This window comes from Aquitalea magnusonii, assembly GCF_003202035.1.
Classification (GTDB): domain Bacteria; phylum Pseudomonadota; class Gammaproteobacteria; order Burkholderiales; family Chromobacteriaceae; genus Aquitalea; species Aquitalea magnusonii.
In genome coordinates this window covers 14798-39322 of sequence record NZ_QJKC01000021.1, presented here as the reverse complement: position 1 = coordinate 39322, position 24525 = coordinate 14798, and the positions used below count along the sequence as shown (strand labels likewise).

General features: G+C 62.4%; 24 protein-coding genes and 1 pseudogene. 20 read left to right on the top strand and 5 right to left on the bottom strand.

Annotated elements, in window-relative coordinates:
• Positions 1-16 precede the first annotated feature (16 nt).
• The 15 genes and pseudogenes from DFR38_RS17930 to DFR38_RS17865 all read left to right on the top strand — a co-directional run bounded on the left by DFR38_RS17930 (position 17) and on the right by DFR38_RS17865 (position 14759).
• Positions 17-1357: an LLM class flavin-dependent oxidoreductase gene (locus DFR38_RS17930; RefSeq protein WP_059285598.1), complete on the top strand. Its 1341-nt coding sequence runs from the start codon at positions 17-19 to the stop codon at positions 1355-1357.
• Positions 1357-2568, top strand: coding sequence for a M20 aminoacylase family protein (locus DFR38_RS17925; RefSeq protein WP_059285580.1), 1212 nt, complete (start codon positions 1357-1359; stop codon positions 2566-2568). The genes DFR38_RS17930 and DFR38_RS17925 overlap by 1 nt, the downstream gene beginning before the upstream one ends.
• 39 nt (positions 2569-2607) lie before the next feature.
• A complete protein-coding gene (locus DFR38_RS17920; protein WP_059285579.1) occupies positions 2608-3150 on the top strand; it encodes a GNAT family N-acetyltransferase in 543 nt (180 codons plus the stop codon).
• A gap of 56 nt (positions 3151-3206) precedes the next feature.
• A pseudogene (locus tag DFR38_RS21615) lies at positions 3207-4097 on the top strand (amino acid ABC transporter permease); the annotation flags it as partial.
• 165 nt (positions 4098-4262) lie between these two features.
• A complete protein-coding gene (locus DFR38_RS21470) occupies positions 4263-5012 on the top strand; it encodes an amino acid ABC transporter ATP-binding protein (protein ID WP_244909916.1) in 750 nt (249 codons plus the stop codon).
• Between the two features lie 67 nt (positions 5013-5079).
• Positions 5080-6018, top strand: coding sequence for an ABC transporter substrate-binding protein (locus DFR38_RS17910; RefSeq protein ID WP_059287434.1), 939 nt, complete (start codon positions 5080-5082; stop codon positions 6016-6018).
• Positions 6019-6465: 447 nt separating this feature from the next.
• Positions 6466-6684 carry a TOBE domain-containing protein gene (locus DFR38_RS17905; RefSeq protein WP_045847830.1) on the top strand — a complete coding sequence of 73 codons (219 nt, stop codon included), beginning with the start codon at positions 6466-6468 and terminating at the stop codon, positions 6682-6684.
• Positions 6685-6693: 9 nt separating this feature from the next.
• Complete coding sequence (locus DFR38_RS17900; protein WP_110313712.1) at positions 6694-7284, top strand: malonic semialdehyde reductase; 591 nt, start codon at positions 6694-6696, stop codon at positions 7282-7284.
• Positions 7285-7479: 195 nt separating this feature from the next.
• On the top strand, positions 7480-8292 hold the full coding sequence (locus DFR38_RS17895; protein ID WP_059287433.1) for a MetQ/NlpA family ABC transporter substrate-binding protein: 813 nt from the start codon (positions 7480-7482) through the stop codon (positions 8290-8292).
• 11 nt (positions 8293-8303) lie between these two features.
• Positions 8304-9434: a methionine ABC transporter ATP-binding protein gene (locus tag DFR38_RS17890; protein ID WP_110313711.1), complete on the top strand. Its 1131-nt coding sequence runs from the start codon at positions 8304-8306 to the stop codon at positions 9432-9434.
• A complete protein-coding gene (locus DFR38_RS17885; protein ID WP_110313710.1) occupies positions 9427-10080 on the top strand; it encodes a methionine ABC transporter permease in 654 nt (217 codons plus the stop codon). The genes DFR38_RS17890 and DFR38_RS17885 overlap by 8 nt, the downstream gene beginning before the upstream one ends.
• Positions 10081-10094: 14 nt before the next feature.
• Positions 10095-11300 (top strand): SfnB family sulfur acquisition oxidoreductase, encoded by a 1206-nt coding sequence (locus DFR38_RS17880; RefSeq protein ID WP_110313709.1) that lies wholly within the window; start codon positions 10095-10097, stop codon positions 11298-11300.
• A gap of 12 nt (positions 11301-11312) precedes the next feature.
• Positions 11313-12548 (top strand): SfnB family sulfur acquisition oxidoreductase, encoded by a 1236-nt coding sequence (locus DFR38_RS17875; RefSeq protein WP_059287052.1) that lies wholly within the window; start codon positions 11313-11315, stop codon positions 12546-12548.
• Between the two features lies 1 nt (position 12549).
• Positions 12550-13905 carry an LLM class flavin-dependent oxidoreductase gene (locus tag DFR38_RS17870; RefSeq protein WP_059287056.1) on the top strand — a complete coding sequence of 452 codons (1356 nt, stop codon included), beginning with the start codon at positions 12550-12552 and terminating at the stop codon, positions 13903-13905.
• Between the two features lie 44 nt (positions 13906-13949).
• The gene (locus tag DFR38_RS17865; protein WP_059287053.1) at positions 13950-14759 is read left to right on the top strand and encodes a MetQ/NlpA family ABC transporter substrate-binding protein; all 810 of its coding nucleotides are present in this window, start codon (positions 13950-13952) and stop codon (positions 14757-14759) included.
• A gap of 112 nt (positions 14760-14871) precedes the next feature.
• Here DFR38_RS17865 and DFR38_RS17860 read toward each other — a convergent pair whose 3' ends face one another.
• Entirely contained in the window at positions 14872-15951 is a 1080-nt protein-coding gene (locus DFR38_RS17860; protein WP_059287054.1) for a sigma-54 interaction domain-containing protein, read from the bottom strand.
• Between the two features lie 44 nt (positions 15952-15995).
• Positions 15996-17204 carry an acyl-CoA dehydrogenase family protein gene (locus tag DFR38_RS17855; protein WP_059287055.1) on the bottom strand — a complete coding sequence of 403 codons (1209 nt, stop codon included), beginning with the start codon at positions 17202-17204 and terminating at the stop codon, positions 15996-15998.
• A gap of 119 nt (positions 17205-17323) precedes the next feature.
• Here DFR38_RS17855 and DFR38_RS17850 point away from each other — a divergent pair, with 119 nt between their 5' ends.
• The 3 genes from DFR38_RS17850 (at position 17324) to ribB (ending at position 19482) form a co-directional block, all read left to right on the top strand.
• Entirely contained in the window at positions 17324-17518 is a 195-nt protein-coding gene (locus DFR38_RS17850; RefSeq protein WP_110313708.1) for a hypothetical protein, read from the top strand.
• Between the two features lie 93 nt (positions 17519-17611).
• Positions 17612-18793 carry an acyl-CoA dehydrogenase family protein gene (locus DFR38_RS17845; protein ID WP_059287057.1) on the top strand — a complete coding sequence of 394 codons (1182 nt, stop codon included), beginning with the start codon at positions 17612-17614 and terminating at the stop codon, positions 18791-18793.
• 8 nt (positions 18794-18801) lie between these two features.
• On the top strand, positions 18802-19482 hold the full coding sequence (gene ribB / locus DFR38_RS17840) for a 3,4-dihydroxy-2-butanone-4-phosphate synthase (RefSeq protein WP_211310781.1): 681 nt from the start codon (positions 18802-18804) through the stop codon (positions 19480-19482).
• A gap of 32 nt (positions 19483-19514) precedes the next feature.
• Here the strand turns inward: ribB and DFR38_RS21120 are convergent, their stop codons facing one another.
• Positions 19515-19799: a hypothetical protein gene (locus tag DFR38_RS21120; protein WP_146216013.1), complete on the bottom strand. Its 285-nt coding sequence runs from the start codon at positions 19797-19799 to the stop codon at positions 19515-19517.
• A gap of 26 nt (positions 19800-19825) precedes the next feature.
• Between DFR38_RS21120 and DFR38_RS17835 the strand changes: the two genes are divergently transcribed.
• Complete coding sequence (locus DFR38_RS17835) at positions 19826-20761, top strand: TauD/TfdA dioxygenase family protein (protein WP_110313707.1); 936 nt, start codon at positions 19826-19828, stop codon at positions 20759-20761.
• 198 nt (positions 20762-20959) lie between these two features.
• Complete coding sequence (locus tag DFR38_RS17830) at positions 20960-21595, top strand: peroxiredoxin (protein WP_059286889.1); 636 nt, start codon at positions 20960-20962, stop codon at positions 21593-21595.
• Between the two features lie 364 nt (positions 21596-21959).
• On the opposite strand, the gene DFR38_RS17825 is transcribed toward DFR38_RS17830, so the two are convergent.
• Positions 21960-23192, bottom strand: a complete 1233-nt coding sequence (locus DFR38_RS17825) for an acyl-CoA dehydrogenase family protein (RefSeq protein WP_059286890.1) — start codon at positions 23190-23192, stop codon at positions 21960-21962.
• A 59-nt stretch (positions 23193-23251) separates the two neighbouring features.
• On the bottom strand, positions 23252-24508 hold the full coding sequence (locus DFR38_RS17820; protein WP_110313706.1) for an SfnB family sulfur acquisition oxidoreductase: 1257 nt from the start codon (positions 24506-24508) through the stop codon (positions 23252-23254).
• Positions 24509-24525 lie beyond the last annotated feature (17 nt).

The window sequence follows — 24525 nt, the reverse complement described above, 5'->3', positions numbered from 1 at the left end:
CTTTTTGGAGCTGAACATGAGCAAACCCATTACTTTCGGCATCATGCTGCACGGCGCTGGTGGCCACATGCACGCCTGGAAACACCCCAGCGGCCCGGCGGATGCCAGCGTGAACCTGCAGTTCTATATCGATACCGTGCAGAAAGCCGAAGCCAACGGCATTGCCTTTGCCTTTGTGGCGGATGGCCTGTACATCAACGAAAAATCGATTCCGCACTTCCTCAACCGTTTCGAGCCGATTTCCATCCTGTCGGCGCTGGCCAGCGTGACACGCAAGATCGGCCTGGCCGGCACCGTGTCCACTTCCTACAGCGACCCGTTTACCGTGGCGCGCCAGTTCGGCTCGCTCGACCTGATCAGCGGCGGCCGCGCCGGCTGGAATGTGGTGACCACCCCGCTGGAAGGCACGGCGCTCAACTACAGCCGCCCGCATCCGGAACACAGCCTGCGTTATGAAATTGCCGACGAATACCTGCAAGTCACCCAGGGCTTGTGGGACAGCTGGGACGACGATGCACTGCCGCGTAACCGTGAAACCGGCCAGTTTTTCGACAAGGACAAGCTGCACACCCTGAACCACAAGGGGCGTTTCTTCCAGGTGGCCGGGCCGCTGAACATCAGCCGCTCGCCGCAGGGCCAGCCGGTGATTTTCCAGGCCGGTTCTTCCGATGCCGGGATTGGCCTCGCGGGCAAGTATGCCGACGCGGTATTTACCCACTCGCCCTCCATCGAGGAAACCCGCGACTTCCTGCGCAAGGTGAAAACCAGTGCCGTGCTGCATGCCCGCAAGGCCGACGATGTGAAAATCTTCCCCGGCATTGCGCCGGTGGTGGCCGCCACCGATGCCGAGGCCGAAGCCAAGTTCCGCATCATCCAGCAACTGCTGACCATTGATGACGCACTGGCCTATCTGGGCCGCTTCTTCGACCACCACGACTTTACCCAGTACCCGCTGGACGAGGCCTTCCCGGAGCTGGGCGATATCGGTCGCAACAGCTTCCGTTCCACCACCGACCAGATCAAGGCCCGCGCCCGTGAGCACGGACTGACCCTGCGCCAGGTGGCGCTGGAAGTAGCCACCCCGCGCAGCAACTTTGTCGGCAGCGGTGAAAAAGTGGCGGCGGAAATCATCCGCTGGGTGGACGAGGGCGCGGCTGACGGTTTCATCCTGGGCTTCCCGGTGGTGGCCGAAGGGCTGGACGACTTCATCACCCATGTGCTGCCGCTGCTGGAAGCCAGTGGCCGCTTCCAGCGCCAGCTGGACGGCCGCACCCTGCGCGACCATCTGGGCCTGCCGCGCAAGGAAAGCCGTTACCAGCAAGCGGCCGAGCACAGCAGCCAGCAGCAGGTGGCCTGATGAATGCAGCATTAGACAGCGCCGTGTTGCCGCGCAGCCTGCAGATCGAAACCGGCATTGCGGCTGCCAATGCCGAATTCGTCGCCCTGCGCCGCGACCTGCACCAGCACCCGGAACTGGCGTTTGCCGAACATCGCACAGCCGGCAAGGTAGCCGCGCTGTTGCAGCAGTGGGGCTATCAGGTGACCACCGGTATTGCCGGTACTGGCGTGGTGGGTAGCTTGCGCCGTGGCAGCAGCCAGCGTTCGCTCGGCCTGCGCGCCGACATGGATGCGCTGCCCATCCAGGAAGCCACCGGCCTGCCGTATGCCAGCCAGAACCCCGGCGTGATGCATGCCTGCGGGCATGACGGCCACACCGCCATCCTGCTGGCCGCTGCCCGCTTTCTGGCTTTGCACGGCCAGTTTGACGGCAGCTTGCAGCTGATTTTCCAGCCCGCCGAAGAAACCGGCAGCGGCGCACAGCGCATGCTGGAAGAAGGCTTGTTCGAGCGCTTTCCCTGCGATGCGGTATTCGGCCTGCACAACTGGCCTGGAGTGAGCTGCGGCCATATCGGCTGCATCGAAGGCCCGGCCATGGCCTCGGTGGATCAGGCCCACATCACCGTGCACGGCAAGGGCGGCCATGGCGCCGAACCGCATAACACGGTGGACCCGGTGCTGGTGAGTGCCCACCTGATTACCGCGCTGCAAAGTGTGGTGTCACGCAATGTCGACCCGCTGGACATGGGCGTGCTCACCGTGGGCAGCATCCACGGTGGCCATGCGTCCAACGTGATTCCGGACAGCGTGGAGCTGAAACTGACCGCCCGCACCTTCCGCCCGGAAGTGCGCAGCCTGCTGCAACAGCGCGTACCGGCACTGGTGGAGGCGCAGGCGGCCAGTTTTGGCGCACGCGCCGAGGTGGATTATCGCCTGGGCTTCCCGCCGGTGTGCAATCACCCGGCAGAAACCGCGCTGGCGCGTGAAGTGGCACAGGACACGCTGGGCGCGGCGCGGGTGGAAGAGGCTTTCCGTCCCCGTACCGCCAGCGAGGATTTTGCCTTCATGTTGCAGGCACGCCCGGGCAGCTTCGTGTTTTTCGGCAATGGCGACAGCGCCGGCCTGCACAACCCGCGCTACGACTTCAACGACGCCATCCTGCCGTTGGCCGCTAGCTACTGGGTGGCCCTGGCCGAGCGCTATCTGCCGCTGCAACAGGCGGCCACATAACAAGCGACAGCCAGACACACATCGCAATGGACCGAGCACATGCGTGACTACTTTGTTTACACCACCACCACCGACCCGCGCGCCAGCGTGATGCTGGCCGAGCTGACGCAGGAATACGACGCACGCTACGGCAATCTGTTCAGCCCCGGCGGTGCGGCTGAAGAAATGCGGCGCTATCCACCGGAAACCTTTGCTCCGCCGCATGGCAACTTTCTGTTGCTGCTGCGGCAGGGGCAGGCGATTGCCGGCGGGGCCTTCAAGCGGCTGGATGAGCACACCGCCGAATTCAAGCGTATCTGGACCCACAGCCAGTTCCGTCGTCAGGGCTTGGCCGGGCTGGTGTTGCAGGAGCTGGAGGCGCAATGCCAGCGCCAGGGTTACCGCCAGATTTACCTGACCACCGGTTGCCGCCAGCCGGAGGCGGTCGGGCTCTACCTGCGTCATGGCTATCAGGCGCAGTTCGACCCCGAGGGGGATCTGGAAGCCTTGCGCACCCTGCCGTTTACCAAGGCAGTGCCACGTCAGACCAGCGCGCAATCCCATGCTGGCTACTTGACAGAACTGGCCGGCATTGCCGTTTGACACCGCTTTGACTTGCTTGCCGCACCCACCACGGCTTTTGCACAGGACAAGACATCATGAGTGAAATTAGCGAAGTCGGCGATATCGCCTTCAGTCATCCGCACCCGCTGCCACGGCAGGCAAACGAGCCTGCAGCGGCTGAAACCAGCGGCAGCAACCGCTATGCCGGGTTGCGCATCATCCCGGCGCGTTACCCGGCGCGCATTGCCGGCAGTGTGCTGGCCGTGCTGCTGCTGGCTGCCATCGTCAGTTCGGTGGCCACCAATCCACGCTGGGGCTGGCCGGTGTTTGCCGAGTGGTTTCTGGCCGCCCCGGTGCTGGAAGGCCTGGGCCGCACCCTGCTGCTGACCGCCATCGGTACCGTGTTGGGGTCGGCACTGGGCACGGTGCTGGCGCTGGCGCGGGTATCGCGCTCGCCGCTGCTGGCCAGCCTGTCGTGGAGCTATATCTGGCTGTTCCGCTCCATTCCGCTGATCGTGCTGCTGCTTATTCTCAACAACCTGGGTTATCTGTACGAAACCATCAATATCGGTGTGCCGTATACCGGCATCAACTGGTTCAGTTATTCCACCACCGAGCTGATCAGCCCCTTTGCCGCTGCCGTGCTGGGCCTGAGCCTGAACCAGGCGGCATTCTCGGCGGAAATCATCCGTGGCGGCATTTTGTCGGTGGAGCAGGGCCAGCTGGAAGCCGCCGCTGCGCTGGGCCTGCCACGCGGACGGCAGATTTTCCGCATCGTGCTGCCGCAGGCCATGCGCACCATCTTGCCCACCGCCTTCAATGACATCATTGGCCTGGCCAAGGGTACGGCCAATGTCTACATCCTGGCGCTGCCGGAGCTGTTCTACACCATTCAGGTGGTGTACCACCGCAATCTGGAAGTGATTCCGCTGCTGATGGTGGCCACCGTGTGGTACCTGATCATCCTCACCGTACTGTCCACCGTGCAGGTGCAGGTGGAGCGGCACTATGCGCGTGGCGCACTGCGCCAGCAGCCGCAGTCGCTGTGGCAACGGGCCCGCCAGCGCTGGTGGCCTGCTACCAGCAGCCGCAGTGCCAGCAGCAACCAGCCTGCGTCGCTGATTGAACTGCCCGCCGTCAAGGGTGGCGCAGTGGCGATTCATTCTGTCAGCAAGCGCTATGGCCATCAGCAGGTGCTGGATGCGGTGTCGCTGACCGTTCCGCCCGGCAGTGTCACCGTCATCATCGGCCCGTCCGGTTCGGGCAAGTCCACTTTGCTGCGCAGCATCAATCATCTGGAGCGGGTGGATAGCGGATTCATTGCCATTGACGGGGAGTTGATCGGCTATCGCCAGCAGGGCAATTCGCTGCACGAACTGAAGGAAAAGGACATCCTGCAACGCCGGGTGGAAGTGGGCATGGTGTTCCAGCACTTCAACCTGTTTCCCCATCTCACCGTATTGCAAAACCTGATTGAAGCGCCCATCGCCCTGCGCGGCCTGAGTCGGGCCGAGGCCGAAGCCCAGGCACGCCTGCTGCTCAAGCGCGTAGGGCTGGCCGACAAGGCCGATGCCTGGCCGCGTCAGTTGTCCGGCGGCCAGCAACAGCGGGTGGCCATTGCCCGTGCGCTGGCGCTGCGCCCCAAGGTGCTGCTGTTTGACGAGCCCACCTCGGCGCTGGACCCGGAGCTGGTGCAGGAAGTGCTGGACGTCATCAAGGAGCTGGCGCGCTCTGGCACCACGCTGCTGATTGTCACCCATGAAATCGGCTTTGCCCGTGAAGTGGCCGATACCGTGGTGTTCATGGAGCAGGGCCGCATTGTGGAAAGCGGCAGCCCGGAACAGGTATTGCGCCAACCGCAGCAGCAACGCACCCGCGAATTCCTGGCCCGCGTGCTGTAGAGCCATCAGTCAGAAATCATTCACACACCGTCAACACCACCAGCAAGACCACAACAAGGAAAGCATCATGTCGCGTAACACCCATCTGCCGCGTCGTACCGTACTGGCTGCCCTTAGCCTCACCCTGCTGGCCCCGCTGTTTGGCCATGCCGCCAGCAGCATCGACCTGAGCCCGCAGCAAAAAGGCCAACCCAGTGCCCGCCCGGTGCCAGAGGCCATCAAGCTGCTGCCCAAGGATGTCCGCTTCGTCAAGGACAAGACCCTGGTGGTGGCCATCGCCGGCGGCATTCTGCCACTGGGTGGTTTTGCCAATGACTCCAAAACCATTATCGGGGCTGATCCGGACATTTCGCGCCTGGTGGCCGATGGCCTGGGCCGCAAGCTGGAGCTGGTGAACGTGGCCTGGGCGGACTGGCCGCTGGGCCTGCAGTCCGGCAAGTACGATGCGGTGATTTCCAATGTCACCGTTACCGAGGCGCGCAAGGAGAAATTTGATTTCTCCACCTACCGCAAGGATTTGCTGGGCTTTTACACCAAGGCGGGCAGCAAGCTGAAAATCAATGAGCCCAAGGACACCGCCGGGCTGAAGGTGATTGTGGGCGCGGGCACCAATCAGGAGCAGATCCTGCTGGAATGGAACAAGAAAAACGAGGCAGCCGGCCTCAAACCCTTGCAGGCACTGTATTTTGATGATGAAGCCGTGGCGCGGGTAGCCTTGCAGTCCGGCCGTGCCGATGCCTGGCTGGGCCCCAATGCCATCTATGCGCTGGAAGCCGCGCGTACCGGCAAGGTGAAGCTGGCTGGTACCTTCTCTGGCGGTTGGCCGCTGACCGCGGATATCGCCGTCACCACGCGCAAGGACTCCGGCCTGGCCGCAGCCATTACCAAAATCATCAATACCCAGATTGCCAACGGCAATTACGCCAGGGTACTCAGCCGCTGGGGCCTGAGTGCCGAGGCGGTGAGCGAATCCCGTACTAACCCGCCCGGCCTGCCCAAGAGCTGAGTGCCAAGCTCGGTTAACCGTATTTTCCCCTGCGTAAAACGGGTGGCCTGCTTGCTTTCCCGGATGCCACCTTGTCTGCATCCGGGATGCGAGCACACCCGGCAGTGTTACAAGACGGATCTTGCCATGCCTTGCTCTTGCGGCCATGCCTGCCATGTGGCTTGAAACCACTCGCGCTGTGTTGGCTGACAAAAGTATTCATCAGTTGTGGTTGTCATTTTTCTTCATATCCATTGCAGTTTTTATTGCTTAGCCAGCCGCATGCTGCAACGTAGTATTGGCGGGCAGAACAAGGGTATCCGCCCCAGGCGCGCGATGACACAATTGCCAATACATAGCAGCCACACATCACGCTACTGCGCCCTACCGATGTAGCGACTGCCGAGCAGGGCGGCTGCATCAGGCGGCCACCCTGTCCGCCAGCTATCAAAAGACAAAGGATCTGTCATGAGCATTCAATCCCTCAATGTACGCAACCAGTTCAAGGGCGTGATCAAGGAAATCCTGGAAGGGCCGGTATTGTCCGAAGTGGACGTGGAAACGGCCTCGGGTATTGTCACTTCGGTGATTACCACCCGCTCGGTACGCGAGCTGCAACTGAAAGTGGGCTCGCCGGTGATTGCCTTCGTCAAGTCCACCGAAGTATCCATCGCCACGCTGGCGTAAGGAGCAGGCATGAGTGCCATTCTGCCCGAAGCCGCCCTGCAACAGCTGTTTGTGGCGGCCCGTTCCAATCACCGTTTCCAGGACCGGCCGGTAACTGAGGCCACCATTCGTCAGTTGTACGACTTGCTGAAATGGGGGCCGACTGCCTTCAACGGCCAGCCGGGCCGTTATCTGTTCATTCATAGTGCCGAGGCACGGGAAAAACTGCTGCCTGCGCTGTCCTCCGGCAATCGTGACAAAACCGCAGCGGCACCACTCACCGTGGTGCTGGCCTGGGACCCGGCCTTTCATCAACATCTGCCTGCGCAGTTTCCGGCCTACGACGCCAAGGGCTTTTATGATGGCCTGCCGCAACTGGTGGAACCGCATGCGCGGCTGAATGCCAGCCTGCAAGCGGCCTACCTGATTCTGGCTGCCCGAGCACTGGGGCTGGATGCCGGGCCGATGGCCGGGTTTGACGCCGCTGCCGTGGATGCCGCCTTCTTCCCGGATGGCCAGTGGCGCAGCTTGCTGGTGGTAAACCTGGGCTATGGCGTGACGGAAGGCTTGCCACCGCGCGGGCCGCGACTTGAGTTCGAGCAGGCTGCTGCCATCGTCTGACCGGATTACGCATGTGAAGCTGTTGGCCGCTCATGTGTATGCATGGGCGGTTTTTGTCGTCATTTGCCGGTATTTATCTGAATTTAAGATATAAAACGGCGATTTTCTTGGTTTGTTGATGCATGCCGGATGGTTAGTCTGTCCCCTGAATGTGCTGCCCACCCACTTGCGGCAGCCACCATCAGGGAGTCTGCAATGCAGTCATCAACAATCAAATTTTCACGCTGGGGCGGTGTGCTGGCCACGCTGCTGCTGGCTGTCAGTACGTTGGCCGTGGCCGGGCCTAACGGCATCAAGGTGGGGGTGTCCTCCACGCCGCAAATCGAATCGCTGCAAATCGCGGTGAAGGAAGCCAAGGCCCAGGGCCTGAATGTGGAGCTGGTGGAGTTTTCCGACTGGAACACCCCCAATGCCGCGCTGGCTAACGGTGATATCGACGTCAATTATTTCCAGCACATTCCGTTTCTGGAAAACGCCAAGAAGCAGGGTGGTTACGATTTTGTGCCGATTGCCCCCGGCACCATCATGAAAATCGGCCTGTATTCGCACAAATGGAAATCCTTTGCCCAGATTCCGGTGGGCGGCAAGGTGGCCATTGCCGGTGACCCGGTGAATGGCGGCCGTGGTTTGCTGCTGCTGGAGAAAGCCGGGCTGATCAAGCTCAAGCCCGGCCTGGCTTACAAGGCCACCATCCAGGATATCGTGGCCAATCCGCGCAAGCTGCAAATCGTGCAGCTGGAAGCCTCGCAACTGGCGCGCTCGCTGGATGATGTGGATCTGGCGCAAGGCTACCCGTCCTTCCTCAAACTGGCGGGCGACAATCCGGACAATGCCCTGCTGTTTGACGGGCTGGAAAACAGGATTTACGCGCTGCAATGGGTGGTGCGCAAACAGGATGTGAACAATGCGCAAATCCGCCGCTTCATTGCCATCTATCAGCAATCAAAGCAGGTGCGTGCCTCGCTGGACAAGGTGTTCGGCAAGCTGTATGCCCCGGCCTGGCTGTGAGGGAGAGGCGCATGAATGCTTTGGCAGAGGCAATCCGGCCAGAGGTAGTACAAGGACCGGCCTTGTGGCAGCGCGAGGCGGAACCCGCCGGGGAGGCGCTGGTCAGCTTCCGGCAGGTGGGGCGTCAGTTCCAGGCTGGCGGCCGCAGCGTGCAGGCCTTGCAGGAGGTGAGCTTTGACATCCGGCGTGGCGAAATTTTCGGCATCATCGGCCGCAGCGGCGCGGGCAAGTCCACCTTGCTGCGTACCATCAACCGGCTGGAGTCACCTGGCAGCGGCCAGGTGCTGGTGGCGGGCAAGGATTTGTCCGGCCTGAACGAAGCCCAGCTGGCGCAGGCGCGGCGCGGCATCGGCATGATATTCCAGCACTTCAACCTGCTGTCCTCGCGCACGGTGGCGCAGAACATCGGCCTGCCCTTGAAGATAGCCGGGCTGCCGCAGGCCGAGATTGACGCCCGCGTCGACAGCCTGCTGCAACTGGTGGGGCTGGAGGGCAAGCGCGATGTCTATCCGTCCCGTTTGTCCGGCGGCCAGAAACAGCGGGTGGGCATTGCCCGCGCGCTGGTGCATCAGCCGGAACTGCTGCTGTGCGACGAAGCCACTTCGGCACTGGACCCGGAAACCACCCAGTCGATTCTGGCGCTGCTGCGCGATATCAACCGTCAACTCAAGGTCACCGTGGTGCTGATTACCCACGAAATGGCCGTCATCCGAGAGGTGTGCGACCGCGTGGCCGTGCTGGAAGCAGGCAAGGTGGTGGAGCTGGGGCCGGTATGGCAGGTGTTTGGTGCACCGCAGGCCGATGCCACCCGCGCCTTGCTGGCCTCGCTGAATCATGAGCTGCCTGCTGATGTGGCCGGGCGCATCGTGCAGGAACCGGCCAGTGCGCAGTCGGAACTGCTGCTGGATGTGCGGCTGGATGGCGTCAGCGGGCAGGACCCGGCGCTGGGCCCGCTGGTGGCAGCCCTGGGGCCGGCCACCCGCCTGCTGCATGGCGGTGTGGAACGCATACAGGGCAGGGCGCAGGGCAGGCTGGTGCTGGCCTGCGCACCGCAGTCGCGCAACCGGCTGGGCGATCTGGCCCGTCAGCTGGCCATTCCGGCCGGCAATATCCGCATCCTGGGGTACGTCGACCATGCCTGATTCTTTTGATCTGTATCTGACTGCCGCCTGGCAGACCCTGCAAATGGTCAGCGTGTCGGCGCTGGTGTCCGCCATTTTCGGCCTGGCGCTGGCCTTGCTGCTGGTGACCACCGGCCCGGGCGATTTGTACGCCCGTCCCTGGCTCAACCGGGTTGTGGGCAGCGTGGTGAATGTGTTCCGCTCGGTGCCTTTCATCATTCTGCTGGTGGTGCTGCTGCCCTTCACCCGGCTGGTGGTGGGCAGCACCATCGGCGTGTGGGCGGCGGTGGTGCCGCTGTCGGTGGCCGGGATTCCGTTTTTTGCCCGCATTGCCGAAGTCAGCCTGCGCGAAGTGGACCGCGGGCTGATTGAAGCGGTGCAGGCCATGGGCGGGCGCAAGCGCGATGTGCTGTGGCACGTGCTGCTGCCTGAAGCGCTGCCGGGCATTGTCTCCGGTCTCACCATCACCCTGGTGGCGATGATCGGCTCCTCGGCCATGGCCGGTGCCGTGGGGGCCGGTGGCCTGGGTGACGTGGCCATCCGCTATGGCTATCAGCGCTTTGATACCCAGGTGATGGTGTCGGTGCTCATCGGCCTGGTGGTGCTGGTCAGCGTGGTGCAGACCGCCGGTGACGTGCTGGCGCGTCGTCTCAATCATCGTCAATAAGCCGGAAACCATTCATGACTCAACAAGCAATCCTGCAAGAAGCTGCACTGATCCGCAGCGATGCCGAAGCCCTGGAAGTGGCACGCCAGCTGGCGGCCGAGTTCGCCGTGGAAGCCGGCGTGCGCGACCGTGAGCGCCGCCTGCCCTGGGCCGAGCTGGCGCGCTATTCCGCCAGCGGCCTGGGCGGCATTACCGTGCCGCGCGAATTTGGCGGTGCCGGGGTCAGCCTGCTGACGCTGTCGCGGGTGTTCCGCACCCTGTGCGCGGCCGACCCCTCGCTGGGGCAGATTCCGCAAAACCACTTTGCCGTGCTGGAAGTCTTCCCCTTGCTGGCCACGTCTGCCCAGTTGCGCTTCATCTATAGCGAAGTGCTGTCCGGGCGTCGTCTGGGCAATGCCGGGCCGGAAAAGGGCAAGCAGCCCATGCAGCAGCTCAGTACCCGGCTGAGCCGCGAGGCGGACGGGCTTTACCTGAGCGGCCAGCGTTTTTACTCCACCGGGGCCTTGTTTGCCGACTGGATTCCCACCCGCGCTCGCGATGAATCCGGCCTCACCGTACAGGTGCTGGTGCCACGGCATGCGCCGGGCGTGGAAGTCATCGACGACTGGTCCTCGTTTGGCCAGCGCACCACCGCCAGCGGCACGGTGCGCTTTGAGCGGGTACGGGTGGAGGAGGCGCAGCTGCTGCCGGTATGGCAGCTGGCGGACCGCCCCAATCTCACCGGGCCCATTTCGCAACTGATCCAGGCCAGTATTGACGCCGGTATTGCCGAAGCGGCACTGCGCGACGCCATCCTGTTCGTGCGCGAGCATGCCCGGCCATGGCTGGATTCTGGCCTCAGCCGTGCCAGCGACGACCCGTATGTGATTCAGGCGGTGGCGCGCTTGCAGATCGACCTGCATGCCGCACAGGAAGTACTGGACGATGCCGCACGCACGCTGGACCGCCTGCGCACGGGCGAGGTGACCGATGCCATCAGCGCCGAAGCCTCCATTGCGGTGGCCGAAGCCAAGGTGCTGACCACCGAAATTGCCCTGCAAGCCAGCGAAAAATTGTTCGAGCTGGCCGGTTCGGCCGCCACCCGTGCGCGCCACCAGTTGGACCGCCACTGGCGCAATGCCCGCGTGCACACCCTGCACGATCCGGTGCGCTGGAAGTACCACGCCATTGGCAATTACAGCCTGAACGGCGTGTTTCCGGCACGTCATCAATGGAATTGAAAGGAGAGCAGCATGAGTGAAGTGGCTGCAGTGCGCCCGGTGCAGGGCCAGCAGGCCAAGCCGCAGGCGGCCCACCGAATCACCAGCGATGAAGAAGCGCTGCAACTGGCCCGCCACTGGGCTGGCGAATTTGCCCGCGATGCCGCCCGGCGCGACAGCGAGCGCATCCTGCCCTGGGCCGAGCTGGAAGGCTACAGCCAGAGCGGGCTGTGGGGCATTACCGTGCCGCGCGAATATGGCGGGGCCGGGGTGTCCGCCGTCACGCTGGCCGAGGTGATTGCCACCATCAGCGCGGCGGACGGCTCGCTGGCGCAGATTCCGCAAAACCATTTCTACGCGCTGGAAGTGCTGCGCGTGGGCGGCAGCGCAGAGCAAAAGCGCTTTTTCTACGGCCTGGCGCTGGATGGTGTGCGTTTTGGCAATGCGCTGGCCGAAATCGGCCACAAGGACTACCAGCGCCGCACCCGCCTGACGCCGGATGGCAAGGGCTATCGCGTCAGCGGTCAGAAGTTTTATTGCACCGGTGCCTTGTATGCGCAGTGGATTCCCACCCTGGTGGTGGATGACAACCAGGACAGCTATCTGGCTTTCATCCCGCGCCACAGTGATGGGGTGGAGATTACCGATGACTGGGATGGTTTCGGCCAGCGCGTCACCGGCAGTGGCTCGGTCGGCTTCAGCCAGGTATGGGTGGAGCCGGAGTGGATTGTGCCGTTCAAGGCCTCGTTTGACCGGCCCACCGCCATCGGCCCGTTTGCCCAGATTCTGCACTGCGCCATCGACCTGGGCCAGGCGCGAGGCGCCTACCAGGAAGCCCTGCACTATGTGCGCGAGCATGCCCGCCCCTGGATAGATTCCGGCGTGGACAAGGCCAGCCGCGACCCGCTCTTGCTGGAGCGGGTGGGCAATCTGCGGGTGAGGCTACAGGCGGCCGATGCCTTGCTGCGCCGTGCCGGGCGGGTGCTGGATGCCTTGCAGGCACAGGCTTTCCCCGATGCGCGTAGTGTGGCAGAGGCCTCGGTGGCGGTGGCGGAAGCCAAGGTGCTGACCACCGAAGTGTCCTTGCAGGCTGGTAGCCAGCTGTTCGAACTGGCCGGCACCAGCGCCACGCTGGAAGCGCGCAATCTGGACCGCTACTGGCGCAATGCCCGCGTGCACACCCTGCATGACCCGCTGCGCTGGAAATTCCACGCCATCGGCAATTACCTGCTGAACGATGTGCTGCCGCCGCGGCACGGAGCACTGTGACATGGCGAAAAAACAGATTCTGCTCAATGCCTTCAACATGAACTGCGTCGGCCACATCAACCACGGGCTGTGGACCCACCCGCGTGACAATTCGGTGGACTACAACACGCTGTCTTACTGGACCGAGCTGGCCAAAACGCTGGAGCGGGGCCTGTTCGACGGCCTGTTCATCGCCGACATCATCGGTGTTTACGATGTGTACCAGCAGTCGATAGACCTGACCGCGCGCGAAGCCATCCAGCTGCCGGTCAACGACCCCTTGCTGCTGGTGCCCGCCATGGCGGCAGTGACCCAGCATCTGGGTTTTGGTGTTACTTCCAACCTCAGCTACGAGCCGCCGTATCTGTTTGCCCGGCGCATGTCCACGCTGGACCACCTCACCGGTGGCCGCGCGGGCTGGAATATTGTCACCGGCTATCTGGACAGCGGCGCACGCGCCATGGGCCTGCTCACCCAGGACGAACACGACCAGCGCTACGACCGCGCCGATGATTATCTGGAGCTGCTGTACAAACTGTGGGAAGGCAGCTGGGAAGACGGGGCAGTGCGGCGCGACAAGGCGGCGCGGGTGTTTGCCGATGCCAGCCGCATCCACCGCATCCGCCATCAGGGGCCGTTCTACCAGCTGGATGGCTACCACCTGTGCGAGCCTTCGCGCCAGCGCACCCCGGTGCTGTTTCAGGCCGGTAGCTCGGACCGTGGCCAGCTGTTTGCCGCCCGCCACGCCGAGGGCATCTTCATTGCCGCGCAGGACAAGGACAAGACGCGCCAACTGGTGCAGGACATCCGCCGTCAGGCGGTGGCCGCCGGTCGCCGTGCCGAGGATGTGAAAATCTTCATCGGCATCGCCGCCGTGGTGGGACACACCCAGGCCGAGGCGCAGGAGAAGTTTGACGACTACTGGCAGTACGCCAGTGCTGAGGCAGGTCTGGCTCACTTTGCCAGCAGTATTGGGGTGGACTTCAGCCGTTACGGCCTGGATGACCCGATTGAATACGGTGGCAGCAATGCCATCCAGTCGGCAGCCAAAACCGCCGCCGCCAACCAGCTGACCCGGCGCAAGCTGCTGGAACGCTTCCGGCTGGGCAGTCGTTACCCGACGCTGGTGGGGGATGCTGTCAGTGTGGCGGACGAGCTGGAAAGCTGGGTCAACGAGGTGGGGGTGGATGGCTTCAACCTGTCGCGCACCGTGACACCTGAAAGCTACGAAGACTTTATCGACCTGGTGATTCCGGAGCTGCAAAACCGTGGCAGTTACAAAACGGCCTATGCCGAAGGCAGCCTGCGCCACAAATTGTTTGCCGAGGGCGACCGGCTACCGGCGCGCCATGCCGCAGCGGGCTATCGGCCACGCTGAAGCGCCCAAAACTCAAAACAACATCACACACGCAAGGGAAAATCATGAAACTTCAGCAGAAGAAACTGGGCGCGCTGGCGCTGGTCGGCCTGCTGCTGGCGCAAGGCGCGCTGGCGGCGGCATTGAAGATTGGCGTTACACCGGGTGCCTATGCCGACTCGGTGCAGGTGGCGGCACAAGAAGCGAAAAAGCAGGGGCTGGACGTGGAAGTGGTGGAGTTTTCCGACTGGACCACGCCCAATGTGGCCTTGGCCAGCAAGGACCTGGACGCCAATTATTTCCAGCATCAGGCGTTTCTCGACAATGTCATCAAGACCCAGGGCTATCATTTCAAGCCGGTAGGCTTGGGCATTCTGGCTAATATCGGCCTGTACTCCAGCCGCATCAAACAGTTTTCCGAACTGAAAACTGGTGCCAAGGTGGCCATTGCCAGCGACCCCATCAATCAGGGCCGTGGCTTGCTGTTGCTGCAAAAAGCCGGGCTGGTGAAGCTGCGTGACGGCGTGGGCGCGCGCGGCAAGCTGAGCGATATTGTCAGCAATCCGCGCAAGCTGGAGTTTGTGGAAGTGGAAGGGCCGCAGCTGGTGCGGGTGGTGAATGATGTCGATCTGGCGCAGGGTTATCCGCACTTCATTGTGGCGGCGCATGCCTTCGACCCCGGCAGCGCGCTGATTTTCTCCGGCAAGGATGACGAGCAATACGCCTTGCGTTTTGTTGCCCGCGAAGACAATGCCCGTGACCCGCGGCTGTTGAAGTTTGTGCAGATCTACCAGAACTCCCCGGCAGTGAAGGCGCAGATTCGCAAGTCTTACGCCAATAACGACAAGCTCTACAGCCTGGCCTGGCAAAAATAGGCGCTTATCCTGAGCAAAGCAAAACAGGCATTGCTGCGGCAATGCCTGTTGTTTTTGCTGAGGGCCATCTGGCCTGGTCGACAGCCAGCGCTGGCTGGCCGTTTGGCCGCACTTAGCGCAGCGCGCTGATTTCCCCCAGGCGGATCAGCCGCGCGCGGATGATGTTGCGGCTGATACCCAGCAGGCGCGCAGCCTGCACCTGGTTGCGGTGGCAATAGTTATAGGCGGCGCGGATGATGGTGCTTTCGATGTCCTCATACAGATGGCTGCCATTGGTTTCAAACAGGGCCTGCAAGGCCTGTTGCAACTGCTGGTGTCCTTCGTCCGCGTCCTGGCCGTTGAGCGCAGGGTTTGCCGGCGTGTTGTGGCGCTCGTTGCGGCGGTTCAGTTGCAGCGAGGATAGCTGCAAGTCTTCGCCACGCACTACATTCTGTTTGCAGATCAGCAAGGCATGGTGGATGACGTTTTCCAGTTCGCGGATATTGCCCGGCCACGGGTGTTGCAGCAGCTTGCGTTCGGCATCGGCATGCAGGGCGATATCGCCATAACCCAGGCGCTGGCGGTATTCGTCCACAAAATGCCGGGCCAGCGGCAGAATGTCGCCGGGGCGGTCGCGCAGGGCAGGCAGGGCCAGATGGGCCACCCGCAGGCGGTAGAACAGGTCCTCGCGAAAATGTCCGGCGGCCACGGCTTCTTCCAGCCGCACATTGGTGGCGGCAATCACCCGCACATTGATGGGAATGGGCTTGCGCGAACCCAGGCGCACCACCTCGCGTTCCTGCAGGATGCGCAGCAGCTTTACCTGAATGTTCAGCGGCAAGTCGCCGATTTCATCCAGAAACACCGTACCGCCATTGGCAGCTTCGAACCAGCCGGGTTTGGCGGCAAAGGCGCCGGTGAATGCGCCTTTTTCATGGCCGAACAGTTCGCTTTCCACCAGCGATTCGGAAAACGCCCCGCAATTGACCGCGACAAAAGGCTGGTCGGCCCGTTGGCTTAGCGCATGTACATGACGGGCAATCAGCTCCTTGCCGGTGCCGGTTTCGCCGATGATCAGCACATTGGCGTCGCTGGGGGCAATCAGCTGTATCCGGGCCAGCAGGGCGGTGGATTGCGGGTCCTCGAATACCTGTGCCGTGGCGCGGATGGAGGTGGTAAGGCTTTGCCGGTTCGGCAGGGTGATCAGGGGCATGGCCGGGCCTTGTGCTGGCTCGGCCCGCCGGGCCGATGCAGGTTTCAGGAATAAAACGTCGGTGTCGGATAGTTGCGAATCAAAGCCCATTCCCCTAACTCCTTTAATTTGTAATCAACCGGATCGTGCAAGGTGTGGGTGCGCAAATTACGCCAGTGCCGGTCCAGACGCAGTCCGGCATGGGTGGCGCGCGCGCCGGTGACCTCGAACATCTGACAGGCCAGGTTCAGGCCCATCCGGGTGGCGGCCACCTTGGCCGCGGCAATGTGCATGGCCACTTCGCCACGCTCGTCCTGTGTCAGTGCCTCGCCGCGTGCCAGCGCCGCCACCATGCTGTTACCGGCACGGTCGGTGAGGGCGCGCACGCTCTCCAGCCCCACCCAGAACTCGCCGTAATGGCCCAGGATGTAGGGGTCTTCGTGAGTGTGGTCCACCTGTGCCGCCCGCCAGGGGCGCGCCTCGTGCAAGGTGTAGTGCCGGGCCTCCTCGAACGCGCCTTCGGCAATGCCCAGGTAAATATTGGTGAGAATCAGCTGTGCCAGCAGTGGCCGCAGGCAGGAGCGTGGCGTGGTGAGCGGGCCGGGCTGGTCCAGCACTTCATTGTTTTCAATGCGTACTTTCTCGAAATTCACGCTGCCGCTGTCGGTCTGGCGCTGGCCGATATTGTTCCAGTCCTGCTGCACGCTGATGCCGCTGCGGCCGGTGGGAATGGCGGCCACCACCAACTGCCCGCTGTGCTGCTGGCGGGCGGAAACCACCAGCATTTGCGAATCCAGCGCACCGGAGCAAAAGCTTTTCTGCCCGGAAAACTCGTACCAGCCGTCAAAGCGGCGGCTGATGGTGCGCTCATCCAGCGGGTTGAGGGCATTGCCCCAGAACCAGTTTTGCCGGGTGGTGATTTCATGCCAGGGCTGCCACTGCTCGGGCTGGCCGAACAGCTCCACCGTGGCCAGCATCAGGTGATGAAAGGCAAATACATGCGCTACCGAACTGTCGGCCTTGGCAAACTCGCGCACCACCAGCAGGGTTTGCTGCCAGTTGGCACCCAGGCCGCCCAGTTCGCTGGCAATGGACAGGCCCAGCAGGCCGCTGGCGCGAATGGCATCGCGTTCTGCCTTGGGCGTGCCGCCGGCGTGGTCGCGCTCTGCTGCGGTAGCCGCAAACTGGGCAGCCAGTTGCTGCGCCAGCAGCAAGGCCGAAGCCGGAGTGCTGGCGGTGGGCGAGGGTGCCAGCAGGTGGTGGGGCAGGTTCAAGCGTTCATCCTTTTATACGGTGTGCTGTGTGGCATATTGATGACAGTTTTAACCGTGCCAATCAGTTGCTGTAAACCAAGGATTTATCAGGAATATATGCACAAATCGAATTAGCCGGGGTGGCAGCCAATATCCGTTTTTTGAATGGTGCTGCTGGTGCAGCACCGTGTTTATTGGCTGCTGTGTACGCAGCAGTGCTGATGAATGAATTGCTGCTACAGCAGCAATATCTGGCCGGATTCAGCATGAATAAGGCTGAATTGGCTGGCATGCAATCTGCTAATGCCTATCTGGCAAAACCGCACCCGGTTTAATTTCAGCCGCAGGTAATCTCATGCTTATTCATTTATTCAGCAGCAAAAATGTTTCATCTGGCCACCAGCCGTATCGTCAGAGCGGGAGGCAGCATGGCTGATTCATCCATTGCGCCCGACAGCCCGCTGGCCATTGCCCGCGAACTGGCCAGCCGTTTTGCCCGCACAGCCATTGCGCGTGACCAGCAAGGCGGCACCCCCAAGGCCGAGCGCGATGCATTGCGTGACAGCGGCCTGCTTGGCCTGATCATTCCGCGTGAATTTGGCGGACTGGGCGAAAGCTGGAGCACTACCTTGCAGATTGTGCGTGAACTGGCACGGGTGGATAGCTCGGTGGCCCATGTGTTTGCCTTCCAGCACTTGCTGTTGGCCACGGCCCAGCTGTTCGGCCGGCCCGACCAATGGCAGCCCTGGTTCGAGCAGACCGCGCGTGAGCGCTGGTTCTGGGGTAATGCACTCAATCCGCTGGATACCCGCACGCTGGCCACGCCGGATGGCGACGGTTATCGCTTTCATGGTGACAAGAGCTTCTGCTCCGGCGCCACCGATTCGGACATGCTGCTGGCCTCGGCCTTGCGCGCCGGGCAGGGTGGTTTGCTGATTGCCGTCATCCCCACCGCTCGGGAAGGCGTGCACATTCATCAGGACTGGGACAATATCGGCCAGCGCCAGACCGATAGCGGCTCTGCCCGTTTCGAGCAGGTACGGGTGAGGGCGGACGAGCTGCTGCTGCAACCCGGCCCGCTATCCACGCCACGCGCCTGCCTGCGTCCGCTGATTGCCCAGCTGATTCTCACCAATATCTATCTGGGCATTGCCGAAGGGGCGATGGCCGAAGCCCGGCGCTACACGCTGGAGCAGCGCCGCCTGTGGCCCGCCTCGCTGGCAACAACTGCCAGCAAGGACCCTTACACCCTGCTGCATTACGGCGAATTCCAGGCTGCACTGGAAGGTGCGCGTGTGCTGGCCGACCACGCGGGTCGCCAGCTGGATGAAGCCTGGCAGCAGGGCGAGGCGCTGGATGAGGCAGGCCGCGGCCAGCTGGCCCTGCAGATTGCCGCCGCCAAGGTGCATGCCAGCCGCAGCGGACTGGACCTGACCAGCCGCATTTTCGATGTAACCGGCGCACGCTCCACCAGCGCCGCACTGCGGCTGGACCGCTTCTGGCGCAATTTGCGCGTGCACAGCCTGCACGACCCGCTGGATTACAAGCTGCAAGAGCTGGGTGACTGGGCACTGAATGGCCAGTACCCGACCCCCTCGTTTTATTCCTGAGAGCCAAGATGACCCAGAACCTGCCAGCAGTTGAAGACGATTTTGACAGTGTGGAACAAGCCATTGCCGCCATTGCCGCCGGTGGCTTTGCCGTGGTGGTGGATGACACCGACCGTGAAAACGAAGGCGACCTGATCATTGCCGCTGAAAAAATCACCCCGCAGCAAATGGCCTTCCTGGTGCGCTACAGCAGTGGCGTGGTGTGCGTGGCGCTGACCGGCGAGCGGCTGGACCAGCTGCAATTGCCGCTGATGGTGAGCAGCAATAATGAATCGCAGCGCACCGCATTCACCGTGACGGTGGATTACCTGCACGGCACCAGTACCGGCATCAGCGCGGCCGACCGCGCCGCCACGTTGCGGGCATTGGCGGACAGCCGCATTCCGGCCAGCGACTTTGCCCGGCCTGGGCATATCTTCCCGCTGCGTTATGCGCCGGGCGGTGTGCTGGCGCGTCCGGGCCATACCGAGGCGGCACTGGACCTGTCGCGGCTGGCTGGCCTGGCCCCGGCGGGGGTGCTGTGCGAAATCGTCAATGACGATGGCAGCATGGCGCGCCGCCCGGAATTGCGGAACTTTGCCCGTCAGCACGGCCTGCCCATCATCACCATTGCCGACCTGATTGCCTATCGCGAGCGAACCGAAATGGCGGCGCTGGCAGCCGCTGTACCTGAGGGCGTGCCAGCCTGATCCGGTCTGGCCGGTATGCTTTATCACACCCGCTACGGCGGGTGTTTTTGTTTTGATGCCGCGCCGCTGATGCGGCTCTGCCCCTGCATCGGGCTGCCATATGACCACAAGGCTTGTGCGCGGTCAGTTTGCTGGCGGCGACGGTGGCTGCGTTTTTTTCCATCCGCAGCATGCTCTGGCTGCAAGGCTGAGCCAATAACCCTTGCGACAGCAGGAATAAGCAATCCGGTTTTTCTTGGTTGGGAATGTGGACATGGTTTTTTATTATCCATTGCATGCACATGGTTATGTCCTGTCATGACAGGCCGTGTTTTCATTCCCCTTGCTTTGAGAGGCTGCCAGGATGAGCTTTTATCAGGATTACAACGACAAGCTGGCCATTGAGGGCTGGAACACCCGCGAACTGACCCAGTACCAGACTTTCGACCTCAAGCGGCTGTCCCCGGCCCTGGGGGCGGAAATTCGTGGTGTGGACCTCAGCCAGCCACTGCCGCCTGCCCAGCTGGCAGAAATCCGTCAGGCGCTGACCGAACATCTGGTACTCACCTTTCCCGGACAGGCCATCAATGCCGAGCAACACAAGGCCTTTGGCCGTCTGTTTGGCAGCCTGCACCAGCATGTGCTGGGCGACAGCACCCAGCTGACTGCACGCAGTGGCGATGCGGAAATCCTGGGCTGGAAAACCGGCCGCACCACCCGTTACACCGCAGGCGATGCCTGGCATAACGATGTTTCTTGCGACCCGCATCCGATCTGGGCGTCCTTGCTGCGCGTCACCCGCCTGCCGGAAGTGGGCGGTGGTGACACCGCTTTTGCCAACCTTTATCTGGCGTATGAATCCTTGTCCGATCCCATCAAGCAACTGCTGCTGGGGCTGACTGCGGTACATGACGGGCGGGAAGGCTGGAGCAATGGCTATGGCGCCGAACCCAAGCCCGGTCAGGTATTCAATGCCAGCGAACACCCGGTGGTGGCAAAACATCCGCTCAGTGGTCGCCCCTTTTTGTTTGTCAATGAAGCGTTTACTTCGCACATCGTGCAGCTGAGCCGTGCCGAAAGCGATGCGCTATTGCAGCTGTTGTATCGCCATATCGAAAAACACCAGTCCTTCCAGGCGCGCATTCACTGGCAAGCGGACATGCTGCTGTTGTGGGACAACTGGGCCACCCAGCACCACGCCATCTGGGATTACTACCCCTTCGAGCGCTGGGGTGAGCGCGTGTCGGCCTATCTGGAGCACGGCCCGCAGCCTGCCGGCACCATCATCAGCCAGCAGTAGTCGGCGCCGTTTGTATCTCCACCAGGGGCAGTTCGCAGGGGCTGCCCCTGTTGCTGTGTAAACCACGCGGCTTATGCAGCTTTGCGCTGGCTTATCCAGCCATGGCTTGATAAGCAACGCAGTTTTCCTTGGTTCACGGCCGCTGTGGCAGTGCTTACAGTAAGCCCATCACGCAATCACACCATAAAGGAAAGCAGCATGACTCTGCGACTTGGCGACCTTGCTCCGGATTTCCGCCAGCAATCCACCATTGGCGAACTGAACTTCCATCAGTGGAAGGGTGACAGCTGGGCCGTGCTGTTTTCCCACCCGGCCGACTACACCCCGGTGTGCACCACCGAACTGGGTGCCACGGCCAAGTTGCAGCAGGAGTTTGCCCGCCGCAATGTCAAGGTGCTGGCGCTGTCGGTAGACCCGGTGGAAGCCCACCATGGCTGGATTGCCGATATCAACGACACCCAGCAGACCCAGGTGAATTTTCCCATCGTGGCGGATGCCGACCGCAAGGTGTCCGAGGCCTACGACCTGATTCACCCCAATGCCAGCAGCACCCATACCGTGCGTTCGCTGTTCATCATCGATCCCGCACACAAGGTGCGGTTGATCATTACCTACCCGGCCAGTACCGGCCGCAATTTTGCCGAAATCCTGCGGGTGATCGACTCCCTGCAACTGACCGACCACCACAGCGTGGCCACGCCAGCCAACTGGCAGCAGGGTGAGGAAGTGGTGATTGTGCCTTCCTTGCAGGATGAAGCGCTGATCCGTGAAAAGTTTCCCCAGGGTTACCGTGCGGTACGGCCCTATCTGCGCCTGACGCCACAACCGGTTTGATGTGTTGTCTGTAGTTCCGTTGTCTCTGTTTCTCCTTCTTGCATGTCTCTTCTTCATGCCGGGTCTGTTGACCCGGTTTTTTTTGTGCCGGCGCAGATGTGGCTGCAAAACCTGCTGCAGGTGGCGGGCAGGAATCTGCAGGAAAAATCCCCATGCATGGGGATGTGTCAGGATGGTGCTTGCCAGCTGATGCGTTATGTGTTGCCAGGATTTCTGTGATGGCGGTGACATTGGCGGCGTCAAGCTGCAGGGCCTGTTCTGTACCGGTTTTCTGCTCATGGATTAGCGCTGCAGATTTTACGGATGACATCCATGCAAAAGGCCCGCAAACGCGGGCCTTGTCATTGTCCAACGCACAAAACCATCAGGCCTTGCCGCGGCCAATCTGCCAGACATAAGGTGGTTCGGTGCCGTTGATGGCCCAGTCACCGGCAATGCGCGCCTTGTAGATCAGCGGATTGTGCGATGCCACGGTGCGGGCATTGCGCCAGTGGCGGTCCAGCAGCAGTTCGGCGCGGGCCGACGATGCGCCCAGCGCGTTGAACAGCTGGGTGGCGGCACGCAATACCAGTTCGGATACCACAATCTGCGCCTTGCCCGACTCCAGCTCGGCGTCGATATTAGCCTGGCGTTCGCGCGCGGCATCGTTGCCAAAACGGGCTTCATAAGCGCGCTGGGCCGGGTGGGCGGCGCGAATGGCGGTGGCTTCGGCGGCATAGGCCAGGGCGGAGATTTCGCCCACCACCTGCTGGATTTGCGCATCCTGACTCACGCTGCTGGCATTGCCGGTGCTGAATACGCGCTTTCTGTCGCGCACCTGCTGCGCCACATCACGCTCCACCGCCTTGCCGATGCCGGCCAGTACCGCCAGCAATACCAGCTGGTAGAAGGCGGTCTGGTATTTGAAGCGGCTGGCAAAGTCGATCAGGTTTTCCGCTTCCACCGTCACGTTTTCAAACACGGTGCTGCCGCTGCCGGTGGTGCGCTGGCCAAAGCCGTCCCAGTCGTCGCTTTGTGTCACGCCGGGGTCACTGGTGCGGATGGCGGCAATCACGTCCTGATTGCTGCCATCCACCTGGGCGTAGACGTCGATCCAGTCGGCAAAAATGCTGCCGGTACTGTAGAACTTGCGGCCATTGAGCAGCAATTTGTCGCCCTGGCGGCTGACGCGGGTAATCACCTCACCCACCGCCACTTCGCCGATTTCGGTCCAGGCATTGCCGACAATTTCTCCGGCCACAAAGCGCTTGAACCAGACTGCGCGTTCCGGGCTTGCCGGGGCATTCAGGCGGTCTTCGACAAAGGCGAAATGGCCGCGCAGCGCTTGCGGCAGGTTGGAGTCCGCCGTTGCCAGCTCCACCAGCAGCTGGAACAGCTGCGGCAGCGAGGCACCGGCGCCGCCATATTGCTTGGGCACGCGCACCGCGCCAAAACCGGCCTGTTTCAGCCAGTTGATCGGCTCGTAGGGCAGCTTGCGTTCGCGTTCGCGTTGCAGGGCGGTCTGGGCGATTTCGGCAAAGATGGGGCGAAAGCGCTGGGCCAGGGTTTCGTAGTCGGTGCCGGTGGACAGGTCGTCCGGCAGGGTGTGTTGGCTCATGGTTGTTTCCTGTTTGGCGATTGGGCGAATACCGGCAGTGCTGCACTGCCGGTGATGTTTTAGTTCCACGGATGGCGCGGCGGCGCAATGTGGTTCAGGTAGTAGTTGCCGATGTGGAAGTATTTCCAGCGCACCGGGTCGTGCAGGGTGTGCACGCGGGCATTGCGCCAGTGGCGGTCCAGGTTGTGGGCAATCAGCGTGGCGCGGGTGCCGGCCAGTTCGAACAGCTTGTTGCTGGCCTCAATGGCAATTTCGGTGGTCAGCACCTTGGCTTCAGCGGTGGCAACGGTGGCCAGTGCCACGCTGCTTTCATCCGGCTGGGCCAGGGCGGCGTCGATCAGGCGGCCGGCCTTTTCCAGCAGCGCCTCGGCAGCATGCAGGCGGATTTCCAGCAGGCCGATGGCGGAGACGGTAAACGGGTCGTCGGCGGCCTTGTCCTTGCCGCTATCCAGCCAGGGGCGGCTTTGCGAACGGATGAACTCGATGGTGTCGGCCAGCGCGGCGCGGGCGATGCCGCCGTCAATGGCGGCCTGGATGATTTGCGACACCGGCCCGGCCACGGTGGGGGTGTCGAAGGCGGCAATCGGCAGCACGCGGCTGGCCGGTACCCGGACCTGTTCTATCTTCACGCCACCGGAGGCGGTGGTGCGCTGGCCAAAGCTGGACCAGTTGTTGATCACGCTCAGCCCCGGGGTGTCGCGGTCGGCAAATACCAGTGCGCCCAGGCCGTCCTCACCCACCGCCACGATGGGCACGATGTGCGCCAGCAGCGCGCCGGTGGTGTAGAACTTCTCGCCATTCACCACGGCGGTATCACCATCGAGGGCATAGCGGGTTTCAAACGCGGCCACGGTCTTGCTGTTGAGTTCGGAGAAGGCATTGCCAAAGCGGTAGCCCTGCAATACCAGGCCGAACAGTTCCTGCTTTTGCGCCTCGCTGCCATCCAGTGCGATATGCAGGTTGATGGCCAGATGGTTCTGGGTGATCTGGGCGATGCTGGAGTCGGCTTCGGCAATGATCTTGATCACCTCGGCCAGCGTGGCGTAGGACACGCCAGCGCCGCCATAGGCCTTGGGCACATTGATGCCCCACAGCCCGCTTTGCGAGTAGGCGTCCACTTCGGCCAGCGGCAGCAGGCCTTCGCGGTCGCGCAGGGCGGCACCCTGGGCAAAGCGGATGGCCAGCTGACGCGCCACGGCGATGGCTTCGGCATCGTCACGGATGATGTGCGCCGGGGTGGTGGGGCGCGGGCGGGCGGCGAAAGGCTCGGGAGAGTTGACACGCACAGCAGCTTGCTCGCTCAGGGAGGTCGTCATCGCGTTTCCTTGTGTAA